Origin of the sequence: Vibrio chagasii (genome assembly GCF_024347355.1) — a bacterium.
Taxonomy (GTDB): domain Bacteria; phylum Pseudomonadota; class Gammaproteobacteria; order Enterobacterales; family Vibrionaceae; genus Vibrio; species Vibrio chagasii.
In genome coordinates this window covers 2,539,685-2,563,976 of the sequence record NZ_AP025465.1, presented here as the reverse complement: position 1 = coordinate 2,563,976, position 24,292 = coordinate 2,539,685, and the positions used below count along the sequence as shown (strand labels likewise).

Genomic DNA, 24,292 nt, shown 5'->3' with positions numbered 1-24,292 from the left:
AAGTTAGTCCTTACTAATTGTATCATTCTTGTGTGTGAACATTTCTGCGATACCAGCAACAGAGCCCATTAGGCCAGTCGCTTCAAGTGGTAGCATGATGATCTTACCGTTTTCTGCTTGTCCAATTGACTTCAATGCCTCGGTATAGCCTTGTGCAATAAAGTAGTTCACGGCTTGCATGTCACCCTGTGCAATTGCGGTTGATACCATTTCTGTTGCTTTCGCTTCTGCTTCTGCCGCACGTTCACGTGCTTCTGCTTGAAGTATTGCGGCTTGCTTTTCACCTTCAGCTTTTAGGATCTCTGATTGTTTGTGACCTTCAGCCTTAAGGATCTCAGCTTGTCTTACACCTTCTGCTTCTAAGATATCGGCACGCTTGTTACGTTCCGCTTTCATCTGAGCATTCATCGCAGCCGTCAGGTCTGCTGGTGGCTGTACGTCTTTAATTTCGATACGGGTAACCTTTACGCCCCACGGGTTGGTGGCTTCATCCACGATGTTAAGAAGCTTGGTGTTGATCATGTCACGTTGACTTAGCATCTCATCAAGTTCCATTGAACCCAGTACCGTACGAATGTTAGTCAAAGTTAGGTTACGAATCGCGTGCTCGAGGTCATTGACTTCATACGCTGCTCGCGGTGCATCAATCACTTGTACGAAACAGACCGCATCAATAACCACATTGGCATTGTCTTTAGAGATAACTTCTTGCGCGGGGATATCAAGAACTCGCTCCATCATATTGATTCGTTGACCGATTTTATCAATGAACGGAATGATTAAGTTAAGGCCTGGTTTTAGTGTGTGTGTGTAGCGGCCGAAGCGCTCTACCGTCCAGTTATTACCCTGTGGTACGGTTTTTACACCAGCGAAAATAAAGAGCAGTGCGACGACAGTAAAGACGCCAATAGTAATAAAAGTATCGATAGGCATACAAAGTCCTTTGCAAGTTTAAGTTTCAAATTATTTATTACTCATACTGGCGCATATTTAAAGTGGGAGTAAATTTATAAATGAGAAATGGGCCATAAAACATTGATTTTATGGCCCATTACGAGTTTTTCATTCAAAAAAGCTTATGAGTTGCTTTGTCGATTTTGTATTTGACTACTTACTGTTTAGGAATCAAGGAGCCTAATTAGTAAAGCAGAGAGTAAAGTTGACGGCGGTACTTACTAGCAACAGGATTGCCTTGCCCAAGTGCACTTAGGATATCCATGAACTCTTTTTTCATGTCTCCATCAAGAGCATTGAGGTCTTTGACTAGAAAAGACCACAGTAGGTCCATTGCTTCTTCACTACGGTTTACTTGATGGTATTGCAGTGCCAATTCTGACGCGGTTTTCGCATCGCTTGGGTTTTGCTGCAGCGCCGCTTCTAATGCTTGGATCTCTGGACTATCGGCAGCTTGCTTATGAAGTTCAAGCTTGGCGACTAAGCCTTTGTAGTAGTTGTCTTGGTACTCGAGTGGAATTGTTACCAGCTGAGCCTCAGCAAGGTCAAATTGTTGGGTTTCTAGTAAACACTCTGCAATTGCCAGTTTAACTTCACCTTTGCTCGTTAGTTCTGCTGGAAGCTGCTGCATAGCCGCTAAAGCTTGAGTGTGCTCACCGGCTTGCATCTGCTCAAGTGCTTGGCGTAGTGCCAATTCATCTTGGCTTGGAAGGTGTTTGCCAAGCATTTCCACAATTGCTTCTATGCGTTGCGGACCACCTAGGCCATCGACAGGTTGACCGTTAACAAACAGTGCAATAGTCGGCAGTGCTTGAACACCAAATTGGCTAGCAATGGCTTGCTCTTGTTCGCAATTTAATAGCGCGAGCGTGAATGCACCATTGTATTGCTGAGTTAAGGTTTGTAGTTCAGGAATGACTTGAGCACTCTCTTGGCTCATTGGTGCCCAAAAATGGATGAGGACAGGGGTCTGCATCGAACCTTCTAGTACTTGACGAAAGTTCTGCTCATTAAGTTCAACAATATGCGGAGATTGCATTTACGTTCCTTGAGATTTGTTTTGGGATACGTTGCAAATATGGGGGGATAAGCGGGTAACTTCAAGATCTAACTGGGTAATCTCGGATAAAAAGACGCAAAAATAGAAAAACGCTATGCTTCAATGTTGAGAGAGTTGTTAACTCGACATGGAAGACACAGCGTTATCGGTGAGGTGGTCAGTGAGGTATTACGTAAGATACTCAAAACAGAATAAACAACGTAATTGCCAGACTCAGACCTACCAAATTAAGGCGGTTTAAAGTCATGAAGTATCCAAAGGGCTAGTCCATCAATTGGGGATAACTGATGAGATAGGCTAAATCATGACATCTTATTGTTACGAATAAATTACATCGTTACATTAAAGTTTGCGACTGTTCATTCAAAGTTAGTAATTTATGCGGCTTTTCTGAGAATAGGGTCTAGCAAACGGCTCGGCAGTAATCTTTTCAATACAGCGAACACTTTAGTGGGAGTTGTGACTCTGTACCTTAGCTTGGGTTTATCGGCGGTGAGCGCGTGATAAACAGGTTCGATACAACTTTCGGCAGGCAAAACAAACGCGTTATTCGATGACTCTTTTTCAAGTCGGTCTTTTTGTTGTTGGTAAGCATTTTGATGAACACTACCTTCTATGTTGATCCACTTATTGAAAGCTTTTAAGGCGTTGGTTCGAAACTGGGTTTCGATTGGACCGGGTTGGAGTAATGAAATGTGTATACCACTGCCATGCAGCTCTAAACGCAGAGTATCTGTCCAACCTTCAATTGCGAACTTTGATGCGTTATACGCACCACGATATTTCATGGCAGCAAAGCCGAGTACCGAACTGTTTTGGACAATACGCCCTTCGCCACGCTCTCGCATATGAGGCAGGATCTGGCAAACGAGGTGGTGCCAACCAAAGAAGTTGGTTTCGAACTGTTCTCTGAGCCCTTGCGTCGGTAGATCTTCTAAAGCACCAGCCTGACCATAAGCCCCGTTGTTGAACAGGCCATACAATCCATTTGGTGCTAGCTTGATGGCTTGTTTCGCTCCGCTTTCAATACTTTCCTTGTTGGCAAGGTCCAACTGAATACAGGTGAGTCCTTCTTCTTGAAGACGTTGAACATCTTGTGGGTCGCGGCAAGATGCGATGACATGAAAACCGCGTTTGTGAAGTGCGTGAGCACAGGTGTAGCCAATGCCAGTTGAGCAACCAGTGATGAGAATCGACTTGTTCACACTTAATCCTTTGTAAGAGCTTCTTTGCTCTTAGAGTAAAGAATTAGTCTTGATGTTGTAACAAGTTTTTTAATGCAGGCTCGATTCTTGAGTAACTGAATATAAAGCCCATCTCAGTTAACTTCTTAGGCTTGGAACGAATGCTATCGAACAGTAGGCAGGACGACTCGCCCATTAGTAGCGACATCGCCCATTTGGGGGTGAATAAGAAATGTGGGCGACGCAATTGTTTCGCGAGGGTGCTACTGAACTGCTTGTTGGTCACAGGGTGCGGAGCGCACATGTTGAATTCACCTTGAGCGTGGGGGAGTGACAACAAGTGATTGATGGCTCTGACCATGTCGAGCATGTGAATCCAGGGCATGTACTGTTTACCTGACCCTAATGGACCACCAACACCAAGCTTGTAAGGCATCAGCATCTTTTTGAGTGCGCCACCGTTTTCACCCAAAACAATCCCTGTTCTTAATAGGATAACGCGAGTGTTCTCTGATTCGGCTCGTTTAGCAATTTCTTCCCAGTGAGCACAAACTTTATGAGGGAAGCTCTCATCTTCGACTTGCAGTGATTCATCAAATGGGTGTTGTTGCTGGTCGCCATAGTAGCCGACGGCAGATCCGCTGATAAAGACTTCAGGTGGTGTTGTGCTTGCTTGAATGAGTTCGACGATCTTCTCTGTGATCAGCCAGCGGCTGCTACAGATTCTCTCTTTTTGCTCATCACTCCAGCGTTTGTCCGCTATTGGTTCACCTGCGAGGTTAATCACCGCATCAAAATCGTTGAGGTCATTCAGCTCATCAAGGGATTGGATGTAATGAAGGTTGTTTTGGTTCAGGTGGCTTAGGCATTGTCTCGCTTTTTCAGGGTTTCGCGTGAGCAATGTGACGTCGTCAGTGTTCAAGCTCTTGATCAATTCAGAGCCAATAAATCCAGTACCACCAGTTAACAATATCTTCATACCAATCTCCTTATTAAACATAATTATAGACATGGCTTGTTTTTAGTCGCCAACCAATACGAAAAAATCACTATAACGATCAGTTGGTTTCGATCGTGTGATACCTAAATTGCCGCACCAACAATTGGTTAAACAGTGAAATTTAATTCATTAGTTTAGATATGTGTATCGTTATCACAGTTAAGAGATTTTACTCGCATATGTTACCAACTGCGTAATGTTTATCACATTAGAAATAATAAGGATTTGCCATGATTACTACGGATAGATAATCAAACGTAATTATTGGCTATAGGGAGTTGCGATGACGGCAGTGCTAGCTTTGTTTCGAACTATGTTAGGTAGCCTTCGTGATCTATTGCCTATTGTTGCGGTGATCGCTTTTTTCCAGCTTGCTGTTTTGCAAGAGCCGCTTCCGCATCTGTTGTCTATTTTGGCGGGTTTAGTGCTGGTGGTCTTTGGGCTCACATTCTTTATCTTCGGGCTTGAAATGGGGCTGTTCCCGATTGGCGAATCTATGGCTCAAGCTTTTGCCCGCAAAGGAAGTGTGTTCTGGTTACTGACTTTTGCTTTTTGCCTGGGCTTTGGAACAACCATAGCGGAGCCTGCTTTAACTGCGGTGGCGGCAGAAGCAGCAGAAGTGGCAGCCGAGGGCGGTGTAATACCTAATTCTAATGATGAAATGGAAGAATACGCCGACGGCCTGCGTTTCACCGTTGCATTGTCGGTAGGTATCGCAATATTACTTGGGGTACTTCGGATCCTAAAAGGTTGGCCAATTCAATACATGATCATCGGTGGCTATATTGGTGTGGTGGTGCTCACTGCTTTTGCCCCCGAAAATATCATTGGCATAGCGTATGATTCTGGCGGCGTCACCACATCAACCATCACCGTTCCGTTGGTGACGGCATTAGGCGTGGGCTTGGCTTCAGCGATTAAAGGGCGTAATCCGATGATCGACGGTTTTGGATTGATCGCATTCGCTTCACTGCTGCCGATGATGTTTGTCATGGTCTATGGAATGGTGGTGACATGATCAGTGTTCAACAGTTTATCGATACCTTTCTTGGCACCGTGATGGATGTGATTCCGATTGCGGTGATCATATTTGGCTTTCAATTGGCGGTGCTACGCAGGCCAGTCAACAACCTGCCCAAAGTATTGATAGGGTTCTTTTACGTCATTCTTGGCTTGTCTCTTTTCTTGATGGGGCTAGAACTGGCCTTATTTCCTTTAGGAGAGACGATGGCGATGCAGTTAACGGAGCCGTCTTTTCTGACTGAATTTAAAATCAGTTCTGGCTTAGCCCTAACGTGGTTTGATTATTACTGGGTCTATCTTTTTGCGTTCTGTATCGGATTCAGTACCACGATCGCCGAGCCCTCATTGATAGCGGTTGCGATTAAAGCGAATCAAGTTTCCGGTGGCAGTATTAGCGTCAATGGGCTCCGGATTGCCGTTGCACTCGGTGTTGCAATCGGTATTTCGCTGGGCAGCTATCGGATCGTGGCTGGTGATCCTATTCATTACTACATCATTGTTGGTTACGTGGTTGTGGTGATCCAAACGTTTTACGCGCCCAAACTTATAGTGCCTTTGGCCTATGACTCGGGCGGTGTCACCACATCGACGGTGACAGTGCCATTGGTGACAGCATTGGGGCTTGGACTTGCCTCTACCGTACCTGGGAGAAACCCGGTGATCGATGGTTTTGGGTTAATCGCCTTTGCTAGCTTGTTTCCGATTATTTCAGTAATGGGCTATGCCCAAATAACGCAATGGTTAAACCGTTTACACACCTCTAAGGAGAGCAAAGATGCGCTTTAAATTGATCTTAGCGTTTGTGGAAGAGAGCAAGACTGACATCGTACTCGATGCGGCGCGTGATGCGGGCGCAACGGGGGCTACCGTGATCAATAATGCTAGAGGGCAAGGGCTAAACCAAAAACGTACCTTCTTTGGTTTGACGCTTGAGGTACAAAAAGATGTGCTGCTGTTTGTCGTTGAAGAGCACTTAGCACGACACATTTTAGAGACCATCGGCAAAGTTGGCGAGTTCGACCAAGAATCAGGGCAAGGAATAGCAGTACAAATCGATGTTGAAGATGCGGTTGGGGTTGCACATCAAGTCGAAACATTAACTAAAGTCGTAGAGGACGAGCTATGAATACCAGTGACAAAATCCGAGTCAGCGATGTAATGGCCAATACCTATGTGATTATCGATGGCTTAACCACAGTGTTAGCAGCGATAGAAATGGCGAAAAAGCACAAAGTAAAAGCGATCATCGTGGATAAGCGTCATGTAGATGATGAATATGGGATTGTGTTGATGAACGACATTGCCAAAAAAGTATTGGCCAAAAATCGCTCCCCTGAACGTACTAATATTTATGAAATCATGACTAAGCCCGCGTTAAGCGTGTCTGCCGAAATGAATGTGAAGTATTGTGCACGCTTGTTTGAACGCTTTGGTATTAGCCGCGCTCCTGTGGTCCGTGATAATAAGATTGTCGGTATGGTTAGTTACAATAATATTGTTATCAACGGTATGGTGGGAGATGACGTTTAGCCGTTAGGTACGTACAATAGGCCCATAAATTTTATGGAGAAGTACGTGTGAAATTATTTTTTGCTTCAGACCTACACGGTTCGCTACCAGCAACAGAAAAGGTATTAGAGCTATACCAAGCTTCGGGTGCCCAATATTTAATCCTACTGGGTGACATTCTGAATCATGGCCCTAGAAATCCGATTCCAGAGGGTTACAACCCGCCTGCTGTTGCAGACAAGCTGAACGAGTTCTCCCAAGAGATCATTGCTGTCCGTGGGAACTGCGACAGCGAAGTCGATCAGATGTTGCTCTCTTTCCCAATGATGATGGATTACTCATGGGTGTTACTAGAATCAGGCCAACGTATCTTCTTAACTCACGGTCACCTATATAACACAACGAAACGGCCAGCACTGAAAGCGGGTGATATCATTGCTCATGGCCATACCCATATCCCAGTTGCTGAGTACCAAAATGACATCTTCATTTTTAACCCTAGCTCGGTGACGTTCCCACGGGAAGGGCATGCAGCAAGCTATGGTATCTACGAGAATTGTAACTTCAAAGTGATCAGCCTTGACGGCGATGTACTGGTTAGCGGCCAGCTTTAAATCATAGAATTCGCCGTCATGGGTTTATTTTGAATCCACGTGTCCGAGGTCTCTGTCTGGAGCAATGATGTTTCTCACTCTTTGCTTCAGAACTTTCGCTTCAGGAAAGCCGCCGTCCGCCTTTCGTTCCCAAATCTGTACTCCATTACAAAAGATCTCAAATCGTCCACCGGTATCTGGATGCAGGCTGACTTGTTCAATCTCTTCACTGAAGGTATGAAGCAGTTCCTGGCACAACCAACTTGAGCGAAGCATCCAATTACATTGGCGGCAATAGTGTATTGCTATTGTGGCTTTCAGCACTGCTGGGCTGTGTTGATTCGACTCTGTATTCATAGATAACCTTTAAAATTCTATAGCAATAGCTTGATGCCAACCGCAAACGTCAATATTTCGAAAGCCGTTTTGACGAGCTGATTGCTTGAACGGTTTGCGAGGAATGCCCCTAGGCTTCCGCCAACAAACGAACTTAACAGTAATATGGGTAACCATACCCAGTATATTGGCGCACCCGCTTGAACAATGGCAATACCTCCAATGCCATTCCAGAACAAACCGACGCATATCATGGTTAACGCGACGGCTTGTTTATAAGTAAAACCAAACCAACGAACTAGAAATAGGGTAACTAACAGGCCTGATCCGGCAGTGAGTGAACCGTTGATGATGCCTATGAGTGCCAGCCCAACCCCACCGATTATCCAACCTTTTATGTCTCGGTTTTTAAGCTGCTCTTCTTGACCCAATTGTTTCTTTAGTCGTGAGTAAACGCCCAGTGCTAAGATCATTGCGCCAAGCAGTTTCTGTGCAATGGCATCTGGGATCATGAGTACGATATTCGCGCCAACGACCACTCCAATGCTGCCGACGATAATTAGGTAGAGACAAATTTTCCAGCTTAACGTGCCACCCTTGATATGGGTATATGCAGCACCTAAGCCGAGAGCAACGCTAGCGACTTTGTGGGTAGCCAGTGCAACTGAAAAGGGCAATCCTAGAAAGATGAGTAACGGGAACTGTAGAAGCCCAGCACCGCCGCCTGATAAAGAGGCAAGCGTGTTGGCGATTAATGAGCCAAAGAATAGAGCGAGTGAGTTTATCCAATCCATAGAGTTTTATCTTTGAGTTTAAGATAACAAAAAGGGGCCTCATGCCCCTTTTTTAGGTTTATCGTGAATGGTATTCATCCATCGATATGCCGCAAATAGCTTTTCAATGTTAGTTCGAAAACAAGACGGTAGAACCATGATTTAAGCTAGTCAGTAGCAGTGCCTTCGGGTTAACAATGTCGATGCGACGACTTTGCTCTGCATCCATCTTGATTACTTGAGTAATCAGCTCTAGTTGCTCTTGAGAGAAGTCTTGGCGCTGAGCCGATGTAACATCTTTAAACTCAGTTGGCGAAACCAGTAGGTAGTTGTCGTTAATTTCCCACTGACCCGTCTCTGAAATGTTGATGACGTTAGCTGGTGCGGTTTGTGTGCCGTATAGCCTGACCACCGACATTCTCAGATATGTACCGTTTGGTAGGTACTTAGCATTTGAGGAGAGCTCAACTTTACGGAGTGGACCGATTGAATCGGCTTGTTTTTCTGCACTGATAAGCGAAACCATCTTTGATTGCCATTCATGTGAGGTAAGTAGGCGTGCTACTTTTGCGTCGCTCCCCCAATGTAACCAACCACTTAGAAAAGCAGATAGGGCCAGTAAGAAAACAGATACTTTTAATTTCATGCTACTGGCCACCTTTACAAATGTCGTCTACATCCGACTGGTTTGCGTAAATTCTGAGAGTAATATTTTCGCTAGAGTGTTCTTGCGGATGAATATAGTTAAGAACTATGTTGTTGGCCTGTCCGCCAGTTGCTATCACTTCGGTTGGCTTTAGTATACCAGTGTGGTTAGTGTTATAGCTCAACACACATTTTTCAATCGCAGGTAGCCAATTTGTTAAACCCGGATGATTGATTGGTGATTGAACCTTTACACCATCAACTTCTGCTAATGTACGAAATGTAGATTCAGCAGGGTTAGTAAAGGTAATTACCAAAATCGGCATCATAACTGCGGCAAATAGCAACCCTAGAATTAACCACTTGTTGCTGTTTTTAGCTTCAGTTGTTGCAGGTACTTTAGTTAGCTCAACCTCAGTATTGGCCTCCTGAAGTTTAGAGATAGGCTCAGGTGCGCTTGTCTCAGAAACGACTTCTTCTGCGACAGGTGTTGTTGCAAACGTTAGGCTTGGTTCTACGTCATTTTCGGCAATTTCAACTGCAGCAGGTTGGTCATTTGACGAAAGTGGGGCTGAGCGCTCAACGGTTGCGATAAATTGGTAGCCGCGTTTAGGCACAGTTTTAACGAATTCTGGAGATTTCGTTGAATCTTTCAGCATCTTTCGTAGTGTTGAAACGGCTTGAGTTAGGCTTGAGTCATCAACCTCAAAACCTTGGTCACGCCAAACATATTCGTGTAATTCGTTACGAGTGATAACTTCATTGGGTCTTTCTGACAGCATAAGGAGAATGCGGCTTTCATTGCTGCCAAGACGCACGACTTCGCCGTCGCTCGTTTGGTCAACAAGTGAGTTGCTGTTTGGATCGAATACGAACCGCTGTGCGAGAATAAACTTTGTGCCGATATTGCTCATTGAATTCTTCTACTTTGGGTTATTTTGAGTGCGGAATAGACAAATCTGAGGTGAAATTTATTCAAATCTTCACCAAATCATGACTTTTTTTATGTTCTTTTATATTTATGAGGCTTAAGGATAATAAAAACAGATCAAAAAAACAGTGTTTTTATGATTTTTGACCTTGAATTTACAATTGTCATCCTCATGTTAATGAACATCAGAGCGGCATTACGTGTTCCGCCCCTATAGTTTTCAACACAAAGTATAGATGTTTTGGAGTAAAAATGAGCGAAACGGCAACGCAAAATAAAGAGACTCGTGGCTTTCAATCTGAAGTAAAACAACTACTTCATCTAATGATTCACTCACTGTATTCAAATAAAGAAATCTTCTTACGTGAGCTGATCTCTAACGCATCTGACGCAGCGGACAAGCTACGTTTTCAAGCGCTATCAAATGCTGAACTTTACCAAGGCGATGCAGATCTAGGTGTAAAACTGTCATTTAACGCTGAGGCGAATACGTTAACCATTTCTGATAACGGTATCGGCATGAGCCGCGACAACGTTATTGAACATTTAGGTACCATCGCGAAATCAGGTACTGCAGACTTTTTCTCTAAGTTATCTGAAGACCAAAGCAAAGACTCTCAGTTGATCGGACAATTTGGTGTTGGCTTCTACTCAGCATTCATCGTTGCGGACGCAGTAACCGTTCGTACACGTGCCGCAGGTCTTGCAAGCAATGAAGCAGTACAATGGCACTCTGCGGGCGAAGGCGATTACACCATTGAAGACATCACTAAAGAGTCTCGTGGTACAGACATCATTCTTCATATGCGTGAAGACGGTAAAGAGTTCTTGAATGAATGGCGTCTACGTGAAGTAATTGGTAAATACTCTGACCACATCGGTATCCCAGTTTCTATCTTAACTGCGGTTAAAGATGACGAAGGTAAAGACACCGAAGAGAAGCACTGGGAACAAATCAACAAAGCTCAAGCGCTTTGGACTCGTAACAAATCAGACATCGAGAAAGAAGAGTACCAAGAGTTTTACAAGCACGTATCTCACGACTTTGCTGATCCACTAACCTGGAGCCACAACAAGGTTGAAGGTAAGAACGACTATACAAGCCTGCTTTATATCCCAGCTAAAGCACCTTGGGACATGATGAACCGTGACCACAAGAGCGGCTTAAAGCTTTATGTACAACGTGTATTTATCATGGATGATGCTGAACAGTTCATGCCATCTTACATGCGTTTCGTACGCGGCCTGATTGACTCAAACGACCTACCACTGAACGTATCTCGTGAAATCCTGCAAGATAACAAGGTAACTCAGTCTCTTCGTGGTGCATGTACTAAGCGTGTACTTACTATGCTTGAACGCATGGCGAAAAATGACAATGAGAAGTACCTAGAATTCTGGAAAGAGTTCGGTCTTGTAATGAAAGAAGGCCCAGCGGAAGACATGGCAAATAAAGAGAAGATCGCAGGTCTTCTTCGTTTTGCGTCTACAGAAGTTGATTCTGCAGATCAAACTATCAGCCTAGCGTCTTATGTTGAGCGTATGAAAGAAGGCCAAGATAAGATTTACTACCTGACAGCAGATAGCTACGCAGCAGCTAAAAACAGCCCACACTTGGAGCAGTTTAAAGCGAAAGGTATTGAAGTAGTGCTAATGTACGATCGCATCGATGAGTACGTAATGAACTACCTAACAGACTTTGACGGCAAACAATTCCAATCGATCACAAAAGCGGGCTTAGATTTAAGCAAGTTTGAAGGTGAAGAAGAGAAAGAGAAGCAGAAAGAGACTGAAGAAGAGTTTAAGTCTGTTGTTGAGCGCACTCAATCTTACCTGGGTGATCGCGTTAAAGAAGTTCGTACTACGTTTAAACTCGCAACGACACCTGCAGTTGTTGTAACGGATGACTTCGAGATGGGTACGCAAATGGCTAAGCTTCTTGAAGCGGCGGGCCAAGCTGCACCTGAAGTTAAGTACATCTTTGAAATTAACCCAGAGCACGCACTTGTTAAACAAATGGCTGACGAAGCCGATGAGCAAGCGTTTGGTCGTTGGGTTGAGCTACTACTTGGTCAAGCGATGCTGGCTGAGAAAGGCTCTATGGAAGATCCGTCACAATTCTTGGGTGCAATCAACGAGCTACTAACAAAGCGTTAGTCTTTCGACTTTGGGCTAAACCACGAATTGTAATTAAAAGCTCGCAAATGCGGGCTTTTTTAATGAACGTCGTTGAAAACATGTTAAACGTGGTCAACGTCACCGTTATCGTCACAACAAAATGAGGCGATGCATTCTTTAGTCGTAAATTCAGCCAAATTGAATATTAATGTGATAGAATGCTCGACCTAATCAGCTGGTACTAGGATCCAACTTGTTCCAGTTGTATGATTTTTAAACGTTATACCGAAACTTACCGTTTTGCTTCTATTTGCAGTTTTGCTTAACCTCAACGGTTACCTAACGATTTCTGTTCATCTAAACGATGAGCTAGGAAGTTGGGATAGTGAGCTTCGGTATAAATCATAATTTTATAAGAGGATTAAACATGCGCATCATTCTTCTAGGTGCTCCTGGCGCGGGTAAAGGCACTCAAGCTAACTTCATCATGAACAAATTTGGTATCCCTCAAATTTCAACTGGTGACATGCTACGTGCTGCTATCAAAGCGGGTACTGAGCTTGGTAAGCAAGCAAAATCAGTAATCGACGCTGGTCAGCTAGTTTCTGATGAAATTATCCTTGGTCTTATCAAAGAGCGTATCGCTCAAGATGACTGTGAGAAAGGTTTCCTACTAGACGGTTTCCCACGCACAATCCCACAAGCTGATGGCCTAAAAGAGATGGGTATCGCTGTAGATTACGTTGTTGAATTCGACGTAGCTGATGATGTGATTGTTGAGCGTATGGCTGGTCGTCGTGCTCACCTTCCTTCAGGTCGTACATACCACACTGTGTACAACCCACCAAAAGAAGAAGGTAAAGATGACGTAACTGGCGAAGAGCTAGTTGTACGTGATGACGACAAAGAAGAAACAGTTCGTGCTCGTCTAGGCGTGTACCATGAGCAAACAGCTCCACTAATCTCTTACTACGGTAAAGAAGCAGAAGCTGGTAACACTCATTACCTTAAGTTTGACGGTACTAAGCAAGTTGCTGAAGTTAGTGCAGAACTTGAGAAAGCACTAGCATAATTGGCTAACAGCCAGTTTTAGAATTTGATATATTGGAAGCGACCTTAAAGGTCGCTTTTTTTGTCTCAATTTTTAGTACGATACCAATCTAAGATAATTAGGGGCCCTCGATTCAACGCACATTAGCTTTGAAAAGTTCGCTCATAATCGAAAGTTGATGTTGGTTATATGTCACGCCAAATGATTATCTCAACATTTAGCGACAAGCAATGATCTTAAACTTCAGCAGATTAGTATATTACTCTCTACAAAATTACATATTGGTCCCAGGTATCTATGGAAAATAATAAAAAGCAGGGCGTTTTACTGGTGAACTTAGGTACACCAGATTCTGCGACCCCAGCTGGCGTTCGTCGATTTTTGAGTGAATTTTTGCACGATAAGCGAGTCGTTAATCTAACACGCTGGCTATGGTGCCCGATATTGCACGGAGTGATTTTACCGATTCGTTCACCTAAAGTAGCCAAGCTTTATCAGTCGGTTTGGATGGACGACGGCTCACCGCTTCTTGTGTATTCACAAAGACAAGCAGAAAAGCTTCAGAAGAAGTTAGAGATGCCTGTAGCGCTGGGTATGACTTATGGTAATCCAAGCCTGAAGACGGGCGTTGAGCAGCTGATGGAGCAGGGCGTTGAAGAGATCATCGTACTGCCTCTGTATCCTCAGTATTCAGGCACCACCACAGCTGCGGTTTCTGATGGTTTAACCAAAGCCTTTAAACAGATGCCTGTTATTCCTAGTTACCGCTTTATCCGTGATTACTACGCACACCCTAGTTACACCAAAGCATTGGCTGAGAGTGTTCGTAGCCACTGGGAGAAAAATGGCCGAGCGGATCATTTGGTTTGTTCTTTCCACGGCATTCCGAAGCGATTAGCAGATGAAGGTGATATTTACCCTCAACACTGTGAGGCGACAACTAAGCTACTAGCTGAGGAGCTTGGTTTATCTGCAGACGATATCACCATGACTTACCAGTCTCGATTTGGTCGAGAAGAGTGGTTAAAGCCATATACCGATGAGACGCTTGAATCATTGCCAAACAAAGGGATCAAGAAGATCGATATCATGGCTCCTGCTTTCTCGGTGGACTGTTTAGAAACGCTGGAAGAGATTTCAGATCAGTGTAAGGAAACCTTCATTGACGCTGGTGGTTCTGAGTTTAGCTATATCATGTGTCTTAACGACAGAGATTCGCATATCGACATGATGGCTGAATTAGTAGAGATTCACCGATAACACTAGCTATGACCCTGTAAATAATTCTGTGTAACTGCTCTTGGTTACAAGTATTCAGTTAATCGATCTTCGAACATAATCATAAAACGGTTTAGCGCTTGCTTCCAGTGATGAATTGGCATTGTCCACCTCTTGGAAGCATCCATAATCGCCAGGTACACCACCTTTTTGGCGGATTCATCTGTCGGGAACAGCTTACGTTTCTTGGTCGCTTTCCTGATGACGCTATTTAGTGATTCTATCGCATTGGTCGTGTAGATAGCTCTGCGGATATCTTGAGGATAGCTGAACAGAGTGTTGAGGTTATCCCAATGAGCCGTCCACGAGCGGCTGATTTGAGGGTACTTTTCATCCCATTTATCACCAAAGTGCTCTAGCGCCAACAGAGCTTCATCTTCAGTCGTAGCTTGATAGATTTCCTTTAAGTCTGCGGTAATAGTCTTGTAATCTTTCCACGGAACGTATTTCATTGAGTTTCGTACCATGTGTACGATACAGAGCTGGATTTGAGTTTTTGGATAAACGGCATTGATGGCATCAGGAAAGCCCTTGAGGCCATCAACACAAGCGATGAGGATATCATTTACACCACGATTTTGAAGTTCGGTAAGTACACTGAGCCAGAACTTCGCCCCTTCAGTTTCGGACATCCACATCCCAAGAAGTTCTTTCTGACCTTCCATATTGACACCGAGAGCAAGGTAAATGGCTTTGTTGATGACTTGCTTATTTTGGCGCACCTTCACAACAATGCAGTCTAGGTAAACGACGGGATAAACCGAATCAAGAGGGCGGGCTTGCCACTCAACAACTTGTTCTAAAACAGCATCAGTGACTTTAGATATTAGACTGGCGGAGATATCAGCATCGTACATTTCTTTGAAGGTTGCGACGATTTCTCGGGTAGTCATTCCTTTGGCATACAAGCTTAAGATCTTGTCGTCCATCGATTGGAATCGAGTTTGATGCTTACGAACGAGCTTGGGTTCAAAGGACGCGTCACGGTCACGAGGGATTTCTAGTTGGATCTCACCATCGTCAGTAATTAGGCGTTTAGATGAGTAGCCATTTCGACTGTTACTATCGTTGGTCGGTGAGTGTTTTTCGTAGCCAAGGTGATCATCAAGTTCAGCATTTAAAGCTGTCTCAACCGTCACCTTGGTTAACATTTTCCTGAAGTCATCAAGATCCGAAGGAGTCTTAATTGACTTAGCGGCTTCGCGAGCGAAGGCTTCTAAAGCTTTCTTATCCATATTGCTTATCCTTAGCCATGACTGGCTTAATTATAAGCAGATACACAATTTAAATTACAGGCTCCTAGCTATATAAATACTAAAAGGGCTGCTCATTAAGCAGCCCTTTTTTGAATGTGTTCTAGCGTCTTTTAGACATCGAATGATATTAGCTATTAAGCAATAGAAGTCTCTGCAGTGCGCTCTTCTTTTGGTTCAGACTCTAGCGTCATGTTGCTCTCTACGCCGTGCATCCATGACACAAGCTTACCAGCACAAAGAAGCAGTAAGATGCCGCTGATTGTTGCTGTGATCGCAATACCACTGAAGATTGCCATCGCGCCTAGCTCACCTACATGAGACCCCACAAGGCCAGCTACGTAGTTTGCAATAGCGTTGAAACCAAACCATGCCCCCATCATTAGTGATGCTAAACGTAGTGGTGCCAGCTTAGTCACTAACGACAGACCGATAGGAGATAGGCAAAGCTCACCAAGTGTGTGGAAGAAGAATGCACCTACTAACCACAGCATAGAGGTTTTAACTGTAAGGTCACCACCTTGCTCCATTACCGCGCCCATCATGCAGACGAAGCCAAGCGCTAAGAAGAACAGAGCCAACGCAAATTTAACCGGTGAGTTCGGTTCACGCTTACCTAACTTCACCCAAAATGCAGCAATGATTGGTGCAAGTGTAATGATGAAGAATGGGTTTAGAGATTGGAACCACGCAGCCGGAACTTCAAAATCACCAATCATACGGTCTGTATATTGTTGAGTGTAGATGTTCATTAGGCCGCCAGCTTGTTCAAAGCCCGCCCAGAAAATAATCACGAACAGACCCATGATCAGAATAACTTTTAGTCGATCGAACTCTTCTTTCGTTAGCGGTGCTTTCTCTTTCGACTTACTCAGAGCTTTTGCGCGTGCAGCTGCTGGAACCGAACCGATATTACCTAGCCATGATTGAGCCATGGTCATTTGCATGATTAAGCTAATAACCATACCGATACCAGCCGCTAGGAAACCTGCTTTCCAGCCATACGACTCAGCCGCAGCACCAGAGATAAGACCACCTAATAGTGCACCTAAGTTGATTCCCATGTAGAAAATAGTAAATGCGCCATCACGACGGTTATCACCTTCTTGGTAAAGGTCACCAACCATCGTTGAGATGTTTGGCTTAAACATACCGTTACCACTGATAAGCAGCGCTAAACCTAGGTAAAGTGCACTTACTTGGTCTAGGCCCATAAAGCCGTTTGGTAGAGCTAGTGTAAACTGGCCAAGTGCCATTAACACGCCACCAATAAGAATCGACTTACGTTGCCCTAGGTAGTTGTCGGCAATCCAACCACCGATCAAAGGCGTGATGTAAACTAAACCTGTGTAGATACCGTAAAGGTCAAGCGCGTCTTTTGTCGACCAGCCCAATCCGCCGTTAATCGTTGTGTCTGTTAAGAACAAAACAAGAATCGCACGCATAGCGTAGTAGGAGAAACGTTCCCATAGCTCTGTGCTGAAAAGTAGAAATAGGCCTCTAGGGTGGCCAAAGATGTTGTGATTGCTTGGCATAAGTTTTACTAATTTTAGTTATTAAAAGATTTTATAGTCACTTATGTATACAGAGTGCGATAAACATCTGCAATAGATGTATTTTATGGTAACGATAATCTACACTTTGTAAGTTTATGAAAATTAAGTGTTTTGTTGTCAATGCCGCCCTTAAAATATGTGCTGCAAACTAATTTTTCAGATTTGAGCTGGTTGTTAAATGATCTTATTGAAAATATTTCTGAATAATAAAAGCGCTAGTCATTAATTTTATGTATCCTATTACCACTAAAGGGAACGCTGTGTTTTATTTTTTTGACTGCATATGCAGTCACAGTAGCGCACCTTTTGAACGACAATAGAACTCTGTACAATGCTTAATTACTTTTATATTTATAATTTTTTGTTGATAAATTGCTTTGCTACGCATAATTTTGTGTCTATCAAGATTCATTTAGTTAATAGCAATTAAACCGTTTTAGGCTTGTGGTAAAATGTCCCCAAAATAGAAAATGGCTAGTTAAATGAAACGTTGGTATTTACTCTACTGTAAGCGTGGCGATCAAAAACGCGCTCAGCAGCATTTAGAGAATCAAGGGGTAGAGTGCTTTTACCCACAAATAGAAGTCGAAAAGGTGGTTAGAGGGAAAGAAAAGGTGGTCAAAGAACCGCTATTTCCTTCATACGTCTTTGTTCGATTTGATTATGAACAAGGGCCGAGTTTTACTACTGTTCGTTCAACGCGCGGCGTAGTGGACTTTATTAAGTTCGGCGCAAGACCGCATGAAGTCCAAGGTGACTTAGTTTTTGAACTTAAAGAGTTTGAGAAGTGTTGCAGTAACGAAACTGAAGATTGTTGTGTTGAGTTTGAGTCTGGGCAGGTGGTTAAGATTAAGAGTGGCCAGTTCGCTGGTATTGAAGCGATTTTCCATCAGAAAGATGGTGAAGCTCGCTCTATTATGCTCGTAAAAATGATCAGCCAAGTGGTTCCTATCAGTATTGAGAACGAAGCACTACAAGCTCACGCATAAATGCAACAATAAAAAAATCGGCTTAAAAATAAAAAGGCGCATGATGCGCCTTTTTTAGTACTTAGAATTTACCAATCGCCTTAAGCGTTGTAAGCATCGTTGTGAACGGCTTGTACTGCACGGCCTGATGGGTCAACACAGTTTTGGAACGACTCATCCCATTCGATAGCTTTTGCTGATGAACAAGCGACAGATGGACCACCTGGTACACACTCTGCTGCAGATTCTAGAGGGAACAACTCTTCAAAGATTTCGCGGTAAGCGTAGCCTTCTTTAGTCGTTGGCGTGTTGTATGGGAAGCGGAACTGCGCAGTTTCCATTTGCTTGTCCGTTACTTTCGCTTCAGCGGTAGCTTTCAACGTATCGATCCAGTCGTAACCAACCCCATCAGAGAATTGCTCTTTTTGACGCCATGCAATTGAGTCTGGTAGATAATCTTCGAAACACTCACGTAGGATGTGTTTCTCCATCTTACCGTTGCCACACATTTTGTCTTCTGGGTTTAAGCGCATTGCTACATCGATGAACTCTTTGTCCAAGAATGGTACGCGGCCTTCTACGCCCCATGCTGCTAGTGATTTGTTCGCACGAGCACAGTCAAACATGTTCAGAGCCAGTAGTTTACGTACTGTTTCTTCATGGAACTCTTTTGCGTTTGGCGCTTTGTGGAAGTACAAGTAACCACCAAAGATCTCATCAGCACCTTCGCCAGACAGTACCATTTTGATACCCATTGCTTTGATCTTACGAGCAAGTAGGTACATTGGCGTAGACGCGCGAATTGTCGTTACGTCGTAGGTTTCGATGTGATAGATCACGTCACGGATTGCATCCAAACCTTCTTGAATGGTGTATGTCATCTCGTGGTGAACGGTACCGATCTTGTCTGCCACTTCACGAGCAGCGATAAGATCAGGAGCACCTTCTAGGCCAACCGCAAATGAGTGCAGTTGTGGCCACCAAGCTTCAGACTGTTCGTCATCTTCAATACGCATTGCCGCAAAGCGTTTAGCGACTGCTGAAGTGATAGATGAATCTAAACCACCAGAAAGAAGTACACCGTAAGGTACGTCAGTCATTAGTTGACGCTTCACCGCTGCTTCTAGTGCTTCCGTTAGATCTTCTTTGCTTGTGCTGTTGCCTTGTACTGCAGCGTATTCGTTCCAATCACGAATATAGTAACGTTGTGGCTCTGCATCTTTCGAAGAGTAGAAGCTACCTGGAGGGAACTCGCTGATGGTCTTACATACAGGAACCAGAGCTTTCATTTCAGAAGCAACATAGTAGTTACCGTGTTCATCGTAGCCTTGGTAAAGCGGGATGATACCGATGTGGTCGCGGCCTACTAGGTATTCGTCTTTTTCTTCATCGTATAAAACGAATGCGAAGATACCGTTTAGTTCTTCTAGCAGGTCTGCGCCCATTTCTTGGTATAACGCTAGGATAACTTCACAGTCAGAGTCGGTCTGGAACTGGTACTTATCTTCATAGCGAGCACGAAGTTCTTTGTGGTTATAGATTTCGCCGTTTACCGCAAGAATGTGTTTCTTGTCTTGGCTGTATAGCGGTTGAGCACCACTATTTAGACCAACGATAGCTAAACGCTCGTGAGCAAGGATTGCTTTGTCACTTGCATAGATACCAGACCAATCTGGTCCACGGTGACGAAGCTTTTTGGACATTTCTAAAGCGATAGGGCGAAGTGCTGCGGCATCACTTTTTATGTCGAGAATGCCAAATACTGAACACATAGAACTTCCTTTTAAATAATTTCTAAATCAACTGTATTCAATTTGCCATTCTGGCTAAAAAAAGCAACCGGATGTGAGCAAAAAAATAATATAAAGGGTGTTATATTAGAAATTATTTAATTATTTTGTTGTTTTGGTGTTTGGTATCTAAATGTGGTTGGTTTTTTATACAAAAACCTCTCAAAAGTGCGAAAATTCACAGTCTTGAGAGGTTTTTCTGAGAGGGATTTAGGCTAGATTTTGTTGATGTTTGGGTTTAATTGTTCACAAACATGGCGAGCAAAACCACTACCGGCTTCGCTGTAGATATTGAATGCGGCATCAACACCATTCTCTTTCAAGGTTTCGACTTGATCAGGGTATTCTGCGATAGCTGCGATCTGTCCTTTAAAGTTACGTGACTTTAGTTGATCTAAAGCGGTCTGGTTACCTTGGTGGTGTGGCATGGCTAAGATAACCAGCTTTACATTCGCAGTATCTAAGATGCGCTCCCAGAAGTCTGGGTCGGTCGCGTCGCCAGAAATCACGTTTCTACCGTGGCTTCTGTGGTTGTGTGCTGCTTCTTCACGAACTTCGACACCTAAACTTACCTTGCCATAGCGAGAGCGTAATTCGTCATAAGCACCAGTACCAATTCGGCCCATACCAAGAATAAGCACTTGTGCTCGGCCTGGGTCAATTCGCTTATCACGTCGGTGAAGCTTTTCTGACGCATGCTCTTTCAGCCATTTACCTGACTGCTGATAAAGCTTGTGACCAGCTCGGTTTAAAGGTGCAGCGATTAAGAACGACAGTGAAACCGCAATCGCGACGGCAACTAATATATCGCCAGACATCCAACCCATTTTGAAGGCGAGGCCACCAACGATGAGGCCAAATTCGCTGTAGTTAAACAGTGATAAAGAGGCAAGTAGAGACGTTCGAACACGGAACTTGAAACGGTTGAGCACCAAGAAGTAGAGAACACCTTTCACTGGCAGCATCAGTAAGAACAAGATTGCAAGCATAAAGCCTTGAATGGTTGGTTGCTCTGACAAACCAATGTTCAAGAAGAAACAGACAAGGAAAAGCTCTTTAAGGTTAAACAGCGATTTTGATAGCTCTGAAGCTTTTCGGTGACCAGCAAGTAACATACCTAGAACCAGAGCGCCCAGGTCTGGCTTAACACCAACCAAATGGAATAAACCAGCACCGACGACTAATGCGAAGAAGATGCCGGATAGAACCAACATCTCACCGTGACCAACCCAATCGAGCACTTTGTAGAAAAGTGGACGTAACAAGGGGAGGGCAAACAGAGCAATCGCATACCACTCAGGTATTTTACCCGTAGAAGCCGTTAGGAATACTACCGCGAAGATATCCTGCATGACCAAGATACCAATCGCCAACGTTCCGTAAGTCGCATTCATTTCACCTTTCTCTTGCAGAGTCTTAACCGCAAATACCGTACTAGAGAATGAAAGAGCAAAACCGAGCAGAACGATCTGTTCTACCGACATGGCAGCTAGTGATGAAATACCTAAGAACTTAAAACCAAATAGGGCGACAGCGAAAAACAGAGTGGACAAAAGGTTGTGGATTGTCGCGCCAGCCCAGATCTCTTTAGAGAGCAGGGTTTTGATGTCGAGCTTTAAGCCGATAGTAAATAGAAGCAGCGTAACACCAAGGTCAGCTAAAGTAATGATGGTGTCATTGGTTTCAAAACCAAAGGCAAAAAGCCCAAAGCCTGCAACCAAAAAACCAACTAATGGGGGAAGGTGACACTTTAAAGCAATAAATCCTGCGATAAACGCAGTGGATATTAATATAAGTTCCATAACTTGTTGTTGTAGTTCCCTAGCTTAAAAAAACGGGCCGTGTTTATACAAACACGGCCCGCGGAAAATCAGAATTATTGTTCTTTAATCTTCAAGTAGCTTCTGCAGTAACACACCATTGAGCATGGCGCGCTTGATCATAGCAAAAGCTCCCATCGTAGGATGTTTATCGATCTGTGATGCTACAATAGGCAGGCCGCTATGGAAAGTCGTTAGCGACTGATTCTCTACATTGCGCTTAATTGCAGGGAAAACAATCTCTTGTGCCTTAGTAATATCACCAGCGATGATCACTTTTTGAGGGTTAAATAGGTTGATCGTCATCGCGATCGCTTTACCTAACTGGTTTCCTACTCGAACCAAGCTCTGCTTAGCTAATTCGTCGCCATTCATTGCGTGGTCGCAAACGTCTTGAATAGTAATACGCTCAAGCTCGGTTAAAGAAGACTCATAGCCTTGTTTAATCAGTTTTTGCACGCGCTCAACGATTGCAGGGTTTGCCGCTACCGTTTCAAGACAACCAAAGTTACCACATTGGCACTGTTCACCAAGTGGATCGATTTGGATATGACCGATTTCACCGACGTTACGGTTATGACCTAAGAAAACCTGACCGTTAACGATAATACCTGCACCAGTACCGCGGTGAACACTCACTAAGATAGAGTCTTGGCTGTCTTGGCTCGCGCCAAAGTAGTGTTCAGCTAGTGCCATTCCGCGAACATCGTTACCAACAAAACAAGCGACATGGAATGTGTCGCGAATAATGTCGCTTAATGCAAGATTATCGATGTCTGTATTTGGCATGTACTCAACGACACCCGTCGTCGGGTTCACTAAGCCTGGAAGGGTCACGCCAATCGCAATCAGCTGATCGATTTTCGGCTGGTGTTCAGCGATGAAGGTCTTAAGCGTATTGACCAAGCCTTGAGTAAGGTCTGACTGATCTGAATAGTTAAGGTCTTGCTGTTGGAAAGCCAATTCACGGCCACCAAGGTCGTGAAGGCTAACTTGAATGTAGTCTCGCCCTAAGCGCACAGCGATAGAGTGAAAAGGCTCTACTTCTGTGGTTAGAGAGATAGCGCGTCTACCGCCAGTAGACGCTTGCTGTGCGACCTCTTTAATTAGGCCGCGCTCTAATAGTTGGCGGGTAATTTTTGTAACACTTGCCGGTGCGAGTTGGCTTACATCAGCCACTTGTATACGACTGATAGGCCCTTGTTGGTCTATCAGTCGGTATACCGCCGCACTGTTTAGTTGTTTAACTAAGTCTACGTTACCTATTTGTCCGCCATTCATACTTAATTGTGCTCGTATTGTCCATTAACAACAGTCGCTTTAACGTTAAAGTCTCGGTCAAATACAGCTAGGTTTGCAACCATGCCTTTCTTGATTCGACCTAGCTTGCTTTCTACACCGATAGCTGTAGCTGGGTATAGTGTAGCCATGCGAAGAGCTTCGTCTAAAGCGATACCAGCGTGCTCAACTGTGTTCTGAACTGCTTCAATCATAGTCAGAGCTGAGCCGCCCAGTGTGCCGTTTTCATCAACACACTTACCATCTCGGTAATATACTTTCTTACCGACAAAAATAAAGTATTCCATGTCAGCACCTGCAGGAGCTGTGGCATCCGTCACTAATACTAACTTTTCTCCCTTGACTTTATGCGCAATTCTGATGTTTGCGTAATCAACGTGGAAACCGTCGGCGATGATGCCGGCGTACACCTCCGGTGTATCGTAGATAGCGCCAACCACACCAGGTTCACGACCAACCATAGGTGTCATTGCATTGAATAGGTGCGTTGCGAATGTGATACCAGATTCGAAACCTTGGCGTGCTTCTGCATAAGTTGCGTTGGTGTGACCGATAGAAACAACAACACCAGCTTTGTGCAGACGCTCGATATGCTCTGGGTCGTTCAGCTCAGGAGCCAGTGTTACTTTCGCAACAAGGTCGCTGTTCTCACAGATAAGCTCAATCATCTCGCTGTCAGACTTACGAATATGATCAACGCTGTGAATGCCTTTTTTTGCAACGTTTAGGTATGGACCTTCAAGGTGAAGACCTAAAGATTGGTTCTGGTATTGGTTATGGTATTCACGAGCTGCTGTGATAACTGCACGCATGTCTTCATCTGAAGAAGTAATCAGAGTAGGCAAGAAGCTAGTACAGCCTGATTTTAGGTTTGCTTTGTGCATGATCTGCATTGTTTCTGCAGTGATTTCATCGTTCAGCATCACGCCACCACAACCATTCAGTTGTAGGTCAATGAAACCCGGGCTTAGGTTTGCACCGTCTAGGTCACGAACCTCGATACCTTCTGGTAATTCAGAGATAGGGCAGACTTTTTTGATCAGTTCGTTTTCGATTACTACAGCATGATCGGTTAGAACATCACTACCAGTGTAAATTTTACAGTTACTTAGCGCGTACATAGTCAGCTAATCCTTATATCGTCAGATCTT

The 24,292-nt window shown here is 44.2% G+C and carries 23 protein-coding genes; 9 read left to right on the top strand and 14 right to left on the bottom strand.

Going from position 1 to position 24,292, the window contains the following annotated elements; translation table 11 throughout:
- Positions 1 to 3: 3 nt before the first annotated feature.
- From OCV52_RS11680 to OCV52_RS11665, 4 genes are all read right to left on the bottom strand, one after another.
- Positions 4 to 933 (bottom strand): SPFH domain-containing protein, encoded by a 930-nt coding sequence (locus tag OCV52_RS11680; RefSeq protein ID WP_137408861.1) that lies wholly within the window; start codon positions 931 to 933, stop codon positions 4 to 6.
- Between the two features lie 205 nt (positions 934 to 1,138).
- Positions 1,139 to 1,993, bottom strand: a complete 855-nt coding sequence (locus OCV52_RS11675) for a co-chaperone YbbN (RefSeq protein WP_137408862.1) — start codon at positions 1,991 to 1,993, stop codon at positions 1,139 to 1,141.
- 398 nt (positions 1,994 to 2,391) lie between these two features.
- Entirely contained in the window at positions 2,392 to 3,219 is an 828-nt protein-coding gene (locus OCV52_RS11670) for an SDR family oxidoreductase (RefSeq protein WP_137408863.1), read from the bottom strand.
- A gap of 43 nt (positions 3,220 to 3,262) precedes the next feature.
- Positions 3,263 to 4,177: a TIGR01777 family oxidoreductase gene (locus OCV52_RS11665; protein WP_102424347.1), complete on the bottom strand. Its 915-nt coding sequence runs from the start codon at positions 4,175 to 4,177 to the stop codon at positions 3,263 to 3,265.
- A 304-nt stretch (positions 4,178 to 4,481) separates the two neighbouring features.
- On the opposite strand from OCV52_RS11665, the gene OCV52_RS11660 reads away from it, so the two are divergent.
- The 5 genes from OCV52_RS11660 to yfcE are packed head-to-tail and all read left to right on the top strand — an operon-like array spanning position 4,482 to position 7,344.
- Positions 4,482 to 5,216 carry a DUF1538 domain-containing protein gene (locus tag OCV52_RS11660; RefSeq protein WP_137408864.1) on the top strand — a complete coding sequence of 245 codons (735 nt, stop codon included), beginning with the start codon at positions 4,482 to 4,484 and terminating at the stop codon, positions 5,214 to 5,216.
- Positions 5,213 to 6,007: a DUF1538 domain-containing protein gene (locus OCV52_RS11655; RefSeq protein ID WP_004737872.1), complete on the top strand. Its 795-nt coding sequence runs from the start codon at positions 5,213 to 5,215 to the stop codon at positions 6,005 to 6,007. The genes OCV52_RS11660 and OCV52_RS11655 overlap by 4 nt, the downstream gene beginning before the upstream one ends.
- Complete coding sequence (locus tag OCV52_RS11650; protein WP_004737873.1) at positions 5,997 to 6,347, top strand: P-II family nitrogen regulator; 351 nt, start codon at positions 5,997 to 5,999, stop codon at positions 6,345 to 6,347. The genes OCV52_RS11655 and OCV52_RS11650 overlap by 11 nt, the downstream gene beginning before the upstream one ends.
- Complete coding sequence (locus OCV52_RS11645; RefSeq protein ID WP_137408865.1) at positions 6,344 to 6,751, top strand: CBS domain-containing protein; 408 nt, start codon at positions 6,344 to 6,346, stop codon at positions 6,749 to 6,751. Before OCV52_RS11650 ends, OCV52_RS11645 begins: the two co-directional genes overlap by 4 nt.
- A gap of 47 nt (positions 6,752 to 6,798) precedes the next feature.
- On the top strand, positions 6,799 to 7,344 hold the full coding sequence (gene yfcE, locus OCV52_RS11640; RefSeq protein ID WP_137408866.1) for a phosphodiesterase: 546 nt from the start codon (positions 6,799 to 6,801) through the stop codon (positions 7,342 to 7,344).
- Between the two features lie 24 nt (positions 7,345 to 7,368).
- Here the strand turns inward: yfcE and OCV52_RS11635 are convergent, their stop codons facing one another.
- The 4 genes from OCV52_RS11635 to OCV52_RS11620 form a co-directional block, all read right to left on the bottom strand.
- The gene (locus tag OCV52_RS11635) at positions 7,369 to 7,647 is read right to left on the bottom strand and encodes a SelT/SelW/SelH family protein (protein ID WP_086017636.1); all 279 of its coding nucleotides are present in this window, start codon (positions 7,645 to 7,647) and stop codon (positions 7,369 to 7,371) included.
- A 50-nt stretch (positions 7,648 to 7,697) separates the two neighbouring features.
- Positions 7,698 to 8,453 (bottom strand): sulfite exporter TauE/SafE family protein, encoded by a 756-nt coding sequence (locus OCV52_RS11630; RefSeq protein WP_137408867.1) that lies wholly within the window; start codon positions 8,451 to 8,453, stop codon positions 7,698 to 7,700.
- A gap of 109 nt (positions 8,454 to 8,562) precedes the next feature.
- Entirely contained in the window at positions 8,563 to 9,078 is a 516-nt protein-coding gene (locus tag OCV52_RS11625; protein WP_004737878.1) for a regulatory protein ToxS, read from the bottom strand.
- A gap of 1 nt (position 9,079) precedes the next feature.
- Positions 9,080 to 9,991: a transcriptional regulator gene (locus OCV52_RS11620; RefSeq protein ID WP_004737880.1), complete on the bottom strand. Its 912-nt coding sequence runs from the start codon at positions 9,989 to 9,991 to the stop codon at positions 9,080 to 9,082.
- A gap of 269 nt (positions 9,992 to 10,260) precedes the next feature.
- Here OCV52_RS11620 and htpG point away from each other — a divergent pair, with 269 nt between their 5' ends.
- The 3 genes from htpG (at position 10,261) to hemH (ending at position 14,437) form a co-directional block, all read left to right on the top strand.
- Entirely contained in the window at positions 10,261 to 12,165 is a 1,905-nt protein-coding gene (gene htpG, locus OCV52_RS11615; RefSeq protein ID WP_004737881.1) for a molecular chaperone HtpG, read from the top strand.
- A 388-nt stretch (positions 12,166 to 12,553) separates the two neighbouring features.
- Positions 12,554 to 13,198 (top strand): adenylate kinase, encoded by a 645-nt coding sequence (adk, locus tag OCV52_RS11610; protein WP_137408868.1) that lies wholly within the window; start codon positions 12,554 to 12,556, stop codon positions 13,196 to 13,198.
- Between the two features lie 276 nt (positions 13,199 to 13,474).
- The gene (gene hemH / locus OCV52_RS11605) at positions 13,475 to 14,437 is read left to right on the top strand and encodes a ferrochelatase (protein ID WP_137408869.1); all 963 of its coding nucleotides are present in this window, start codon (positions 13,475 to 13,477) and stop codon (positions 14,435 to 14,437) included.
- Between the two features lie 44 nt (positions 14,438 to 14,481).
- On the opposite strand, the gene OCV52_RS11600 is transcribed toward hemH, so the two are convergent.
- Both OCV52_RS11600 and OCV52_RS11595 read right to left on the bottom strand, forming a co-directional pair.
- Positions 14,482 to 15,690 carry an IS256 family transposase gene (locus OCV52_RS11600; RefSeq protein WP_137409203.1) on the bottom strand — a complete coding sequence of 403 codons (1,209 nt, stop codon included), beginning with the start codon at positions 15,688 to 15,690 and terminating at the stop codon, positions 14,482 to 14,484.
- Positions 15,691 to 15,845: 155 nt separating this feature from the next.
- Positions 15,846 to 17,243 carry a peptide MFS transporter gene (locus OCV52_RS11595; protein WP_137409113.1) on the bottom strand — a complete coding sequence of 466 codons (1,398 nt, stop codon included), beginning with the start codon at positions 17,241 to 17,243 and terminating at the stop codon, positions 15,846 to 15,848.
- Positions 17,244 to 17,746: 503 nt separating this feature from the next.
- Between OCV52_RS11595 and rfaH the strand changes: the two genes are divergently transcribed.
- Positions 17,747 to 18,253, top strand: a complete 507-nt coding sequence (gene rfaH, locus OCV52_RS11590) for a transcription/translation regulatory transformer protein RfaH (RefSeq protein ID WP_137409112.1) — start codon at positions 17,747 to 17,749, stop codon at positions 18,251 to 18,253.
- Positions 18,254 to 18,333: 80 nt separating this feature from the next.
- On the opposite strand, the gene asnB is transcribed toward rfaH, so the two are convergent.
- The 4 genes from asnB to nagA form a co-directional block, all read right to left on the bottom strand.
- Complete coding sequence (gene asnB, locus OCV52_RS11585; protein WP_061034164.1) at positions 18,334 to 20,004, bottom strand: asparagine synthase B; 1,671 nt, start codon at positions 20,002 to 20,004, stop codon at positions 18,334 to 18,336.
- Between the two features lie 233 nt (positions 20,005 to 20,237).
- Positions 20,238 to 21,824, bottom strand: a complete 1,587-nt coding sequence (locus tag OCV52_RS11580) for a cation:proton antiporter family protein (protein WP_137409111.1) — start codon at positions 21,822 to 21,824, stop codon at positions 20,238 to 20,240.
- Between the two features lie 84 nt (positions 21,825 to 21,908).
- Complete coding sequence (gene nagC, locus OCV52_RS11575) at positions 21,909 to 23,123, bottom strand: DNA-binding transcriptional regulator NagC (RefSeq protein ID WP_102426085.1); 1,215 nt, start codon at positions 23,121 to 23,123, stop codon at positions 21,909 to 21,911.
- Positions 23,124 to 23,125: 2 nt separating this feature from the next.
- Positions 23,126 to 24,262, bottom strand: coding sequence for an N-acetylglucosamine-6-phosphate deacetylase (nagA, locus tag OCV52_RS11570; protein ID WP_004737892.1), 1,137 nt, complete (start codon positions 24,260 to 24,262; stop codon positions 23,126 to 23,128).
- Between the last annotated feature and the right edge of the window lie 30 nt (positions 24,263 to 24,292).

Coding starts and splice junctions, on each gene's coding strand:
- nagA (WP_004737892.1), bottom strand. CDS start 24,262: ATGTACGCGCTAAGTAACTGTAAAATTTACACTGGTAGTGATGTTCTA.
- nagC (WP_102426085.1), bottom strand. CDS start 23,123: ATGAATGGCGGACAAATAGGTAACGTAGACTTAGTTAAACAACTAAAC.
- asnB (WP_061034164.1), bottom strand. CDS start 20,004: ATGTGTTCAGTATTTGGCATTCTCGACATAAAAAGTGATGCCGCAGCA.
- OCV52_RS11660 (WP_137408864.1), top strand. CDS start 4,482: ATGACGGCAGTGCTAGCTTTGTTTCGAACTATGTTAGGTAGCCTTCGT.
- OCV52_RS11650 (WP_004737873.1), top strand. CDS start 5,997: ATGCGCTTTAAATTGATCTTAGCGTTTGTGGAAGAGAGCAAGACTGAC.
- OCV52_RS11645 (WP_137408865.1), top strand. CDS start 6,344: ATGAATACCAGTGACAAAATCCGAGTCAGCGATGTAATGGCCAATACC.
- OCV52_RS11595 (WP_137409113.1), bottom strand. CDS start 17,243: ATGCCAAGCAATCACAACATCTTTGGCCACCCTAGAGGCCTATTTCTA.
- OCV52_RS11620 (WP_004737880.1), bottom strand. CDS start 9,991: ATGAGCAATATCGGCACAAAGTTTATTCTCGCACAGCGGTTCGTATTC.
- OCV52_RS11665 (WP_102424347.1), bottom strand. CDS start 4,177: ATGAAGATATTGTTAACTGGTGGTACTGGATTTATTGGCTCTGAATTG.
- OCV52_RS11680 (WP_137408861.1), bottom strand. CDS start 933: ATGCCTATCGATACTTTTATTACTATTGGCGTCTTTACTGTCGTCGCA.
- OCV52_RS11625 (WP_004737878.1), bottom strand. CDS start 9,078: ATGAAATTAAAAGTATCTGTTTTCTTACTGGCCCTATCTGCTTTTCTA.
- OCV52_RS11580 (WP_137409111.1), bottom strand. CDS start 21,824: ATGGAACTTATATTAATATCCACTGCGTTTATCGCAGGATTTATTGCT.
- OCV52_RS11600 (WP_137409203.1), bottom strand. CDS start 15,690: ATGGATAAGAAAGCTTTAGAAGCCTTCGCTCGCGAAGCCGCTAAGTCA.
- hemH (WP_137408869.1), top strand. CDS start 13,475: ATGGAAAATAATAAAAAGCAGGGCGTTTTACTGGTGAACTTAGGTACA.
- OCV52_RS11630 (WP_137408867.1), bottom strand. CDS start 8,453: ATGGATTGGATAAACTCACTCGCTCTATTCTTTGGCTCATTAATCGCC.
- OCV52_RS11675 (WP_137408862.1), bottom strand. CDS start 1,993: ATGCAATCTCCGCATATTGTTGAACTTAATGAGCAGAACTTTCGTCAA.
- htpG (WP_004737881.1), top strand. CDS start 10,261: ATGAGCGAAACGGCAACGCAAAATAAAGAGACTCGTGGCTTTCAATCT.
- rfaH (WP_137409112.1), top strand. CDS start 17,747: ATGAAACGTTGGTATTTACTCTACTGTAAGCGTGGCGATCAAAAACGC.
- OCV52_RS11655 (WP_004737872.1), top strand. CDS start 5,213: ATGATCAGTGTTCAACAGTTTATCGATACCTTTCTTGGCACCGTGATG.
- adk (WP_137408868.1), top strand. CDS start 12,554: ATGCGCATCATTCTTCTAGGTGCTCCTGGCGCGGGTAAAGGCACTCAA.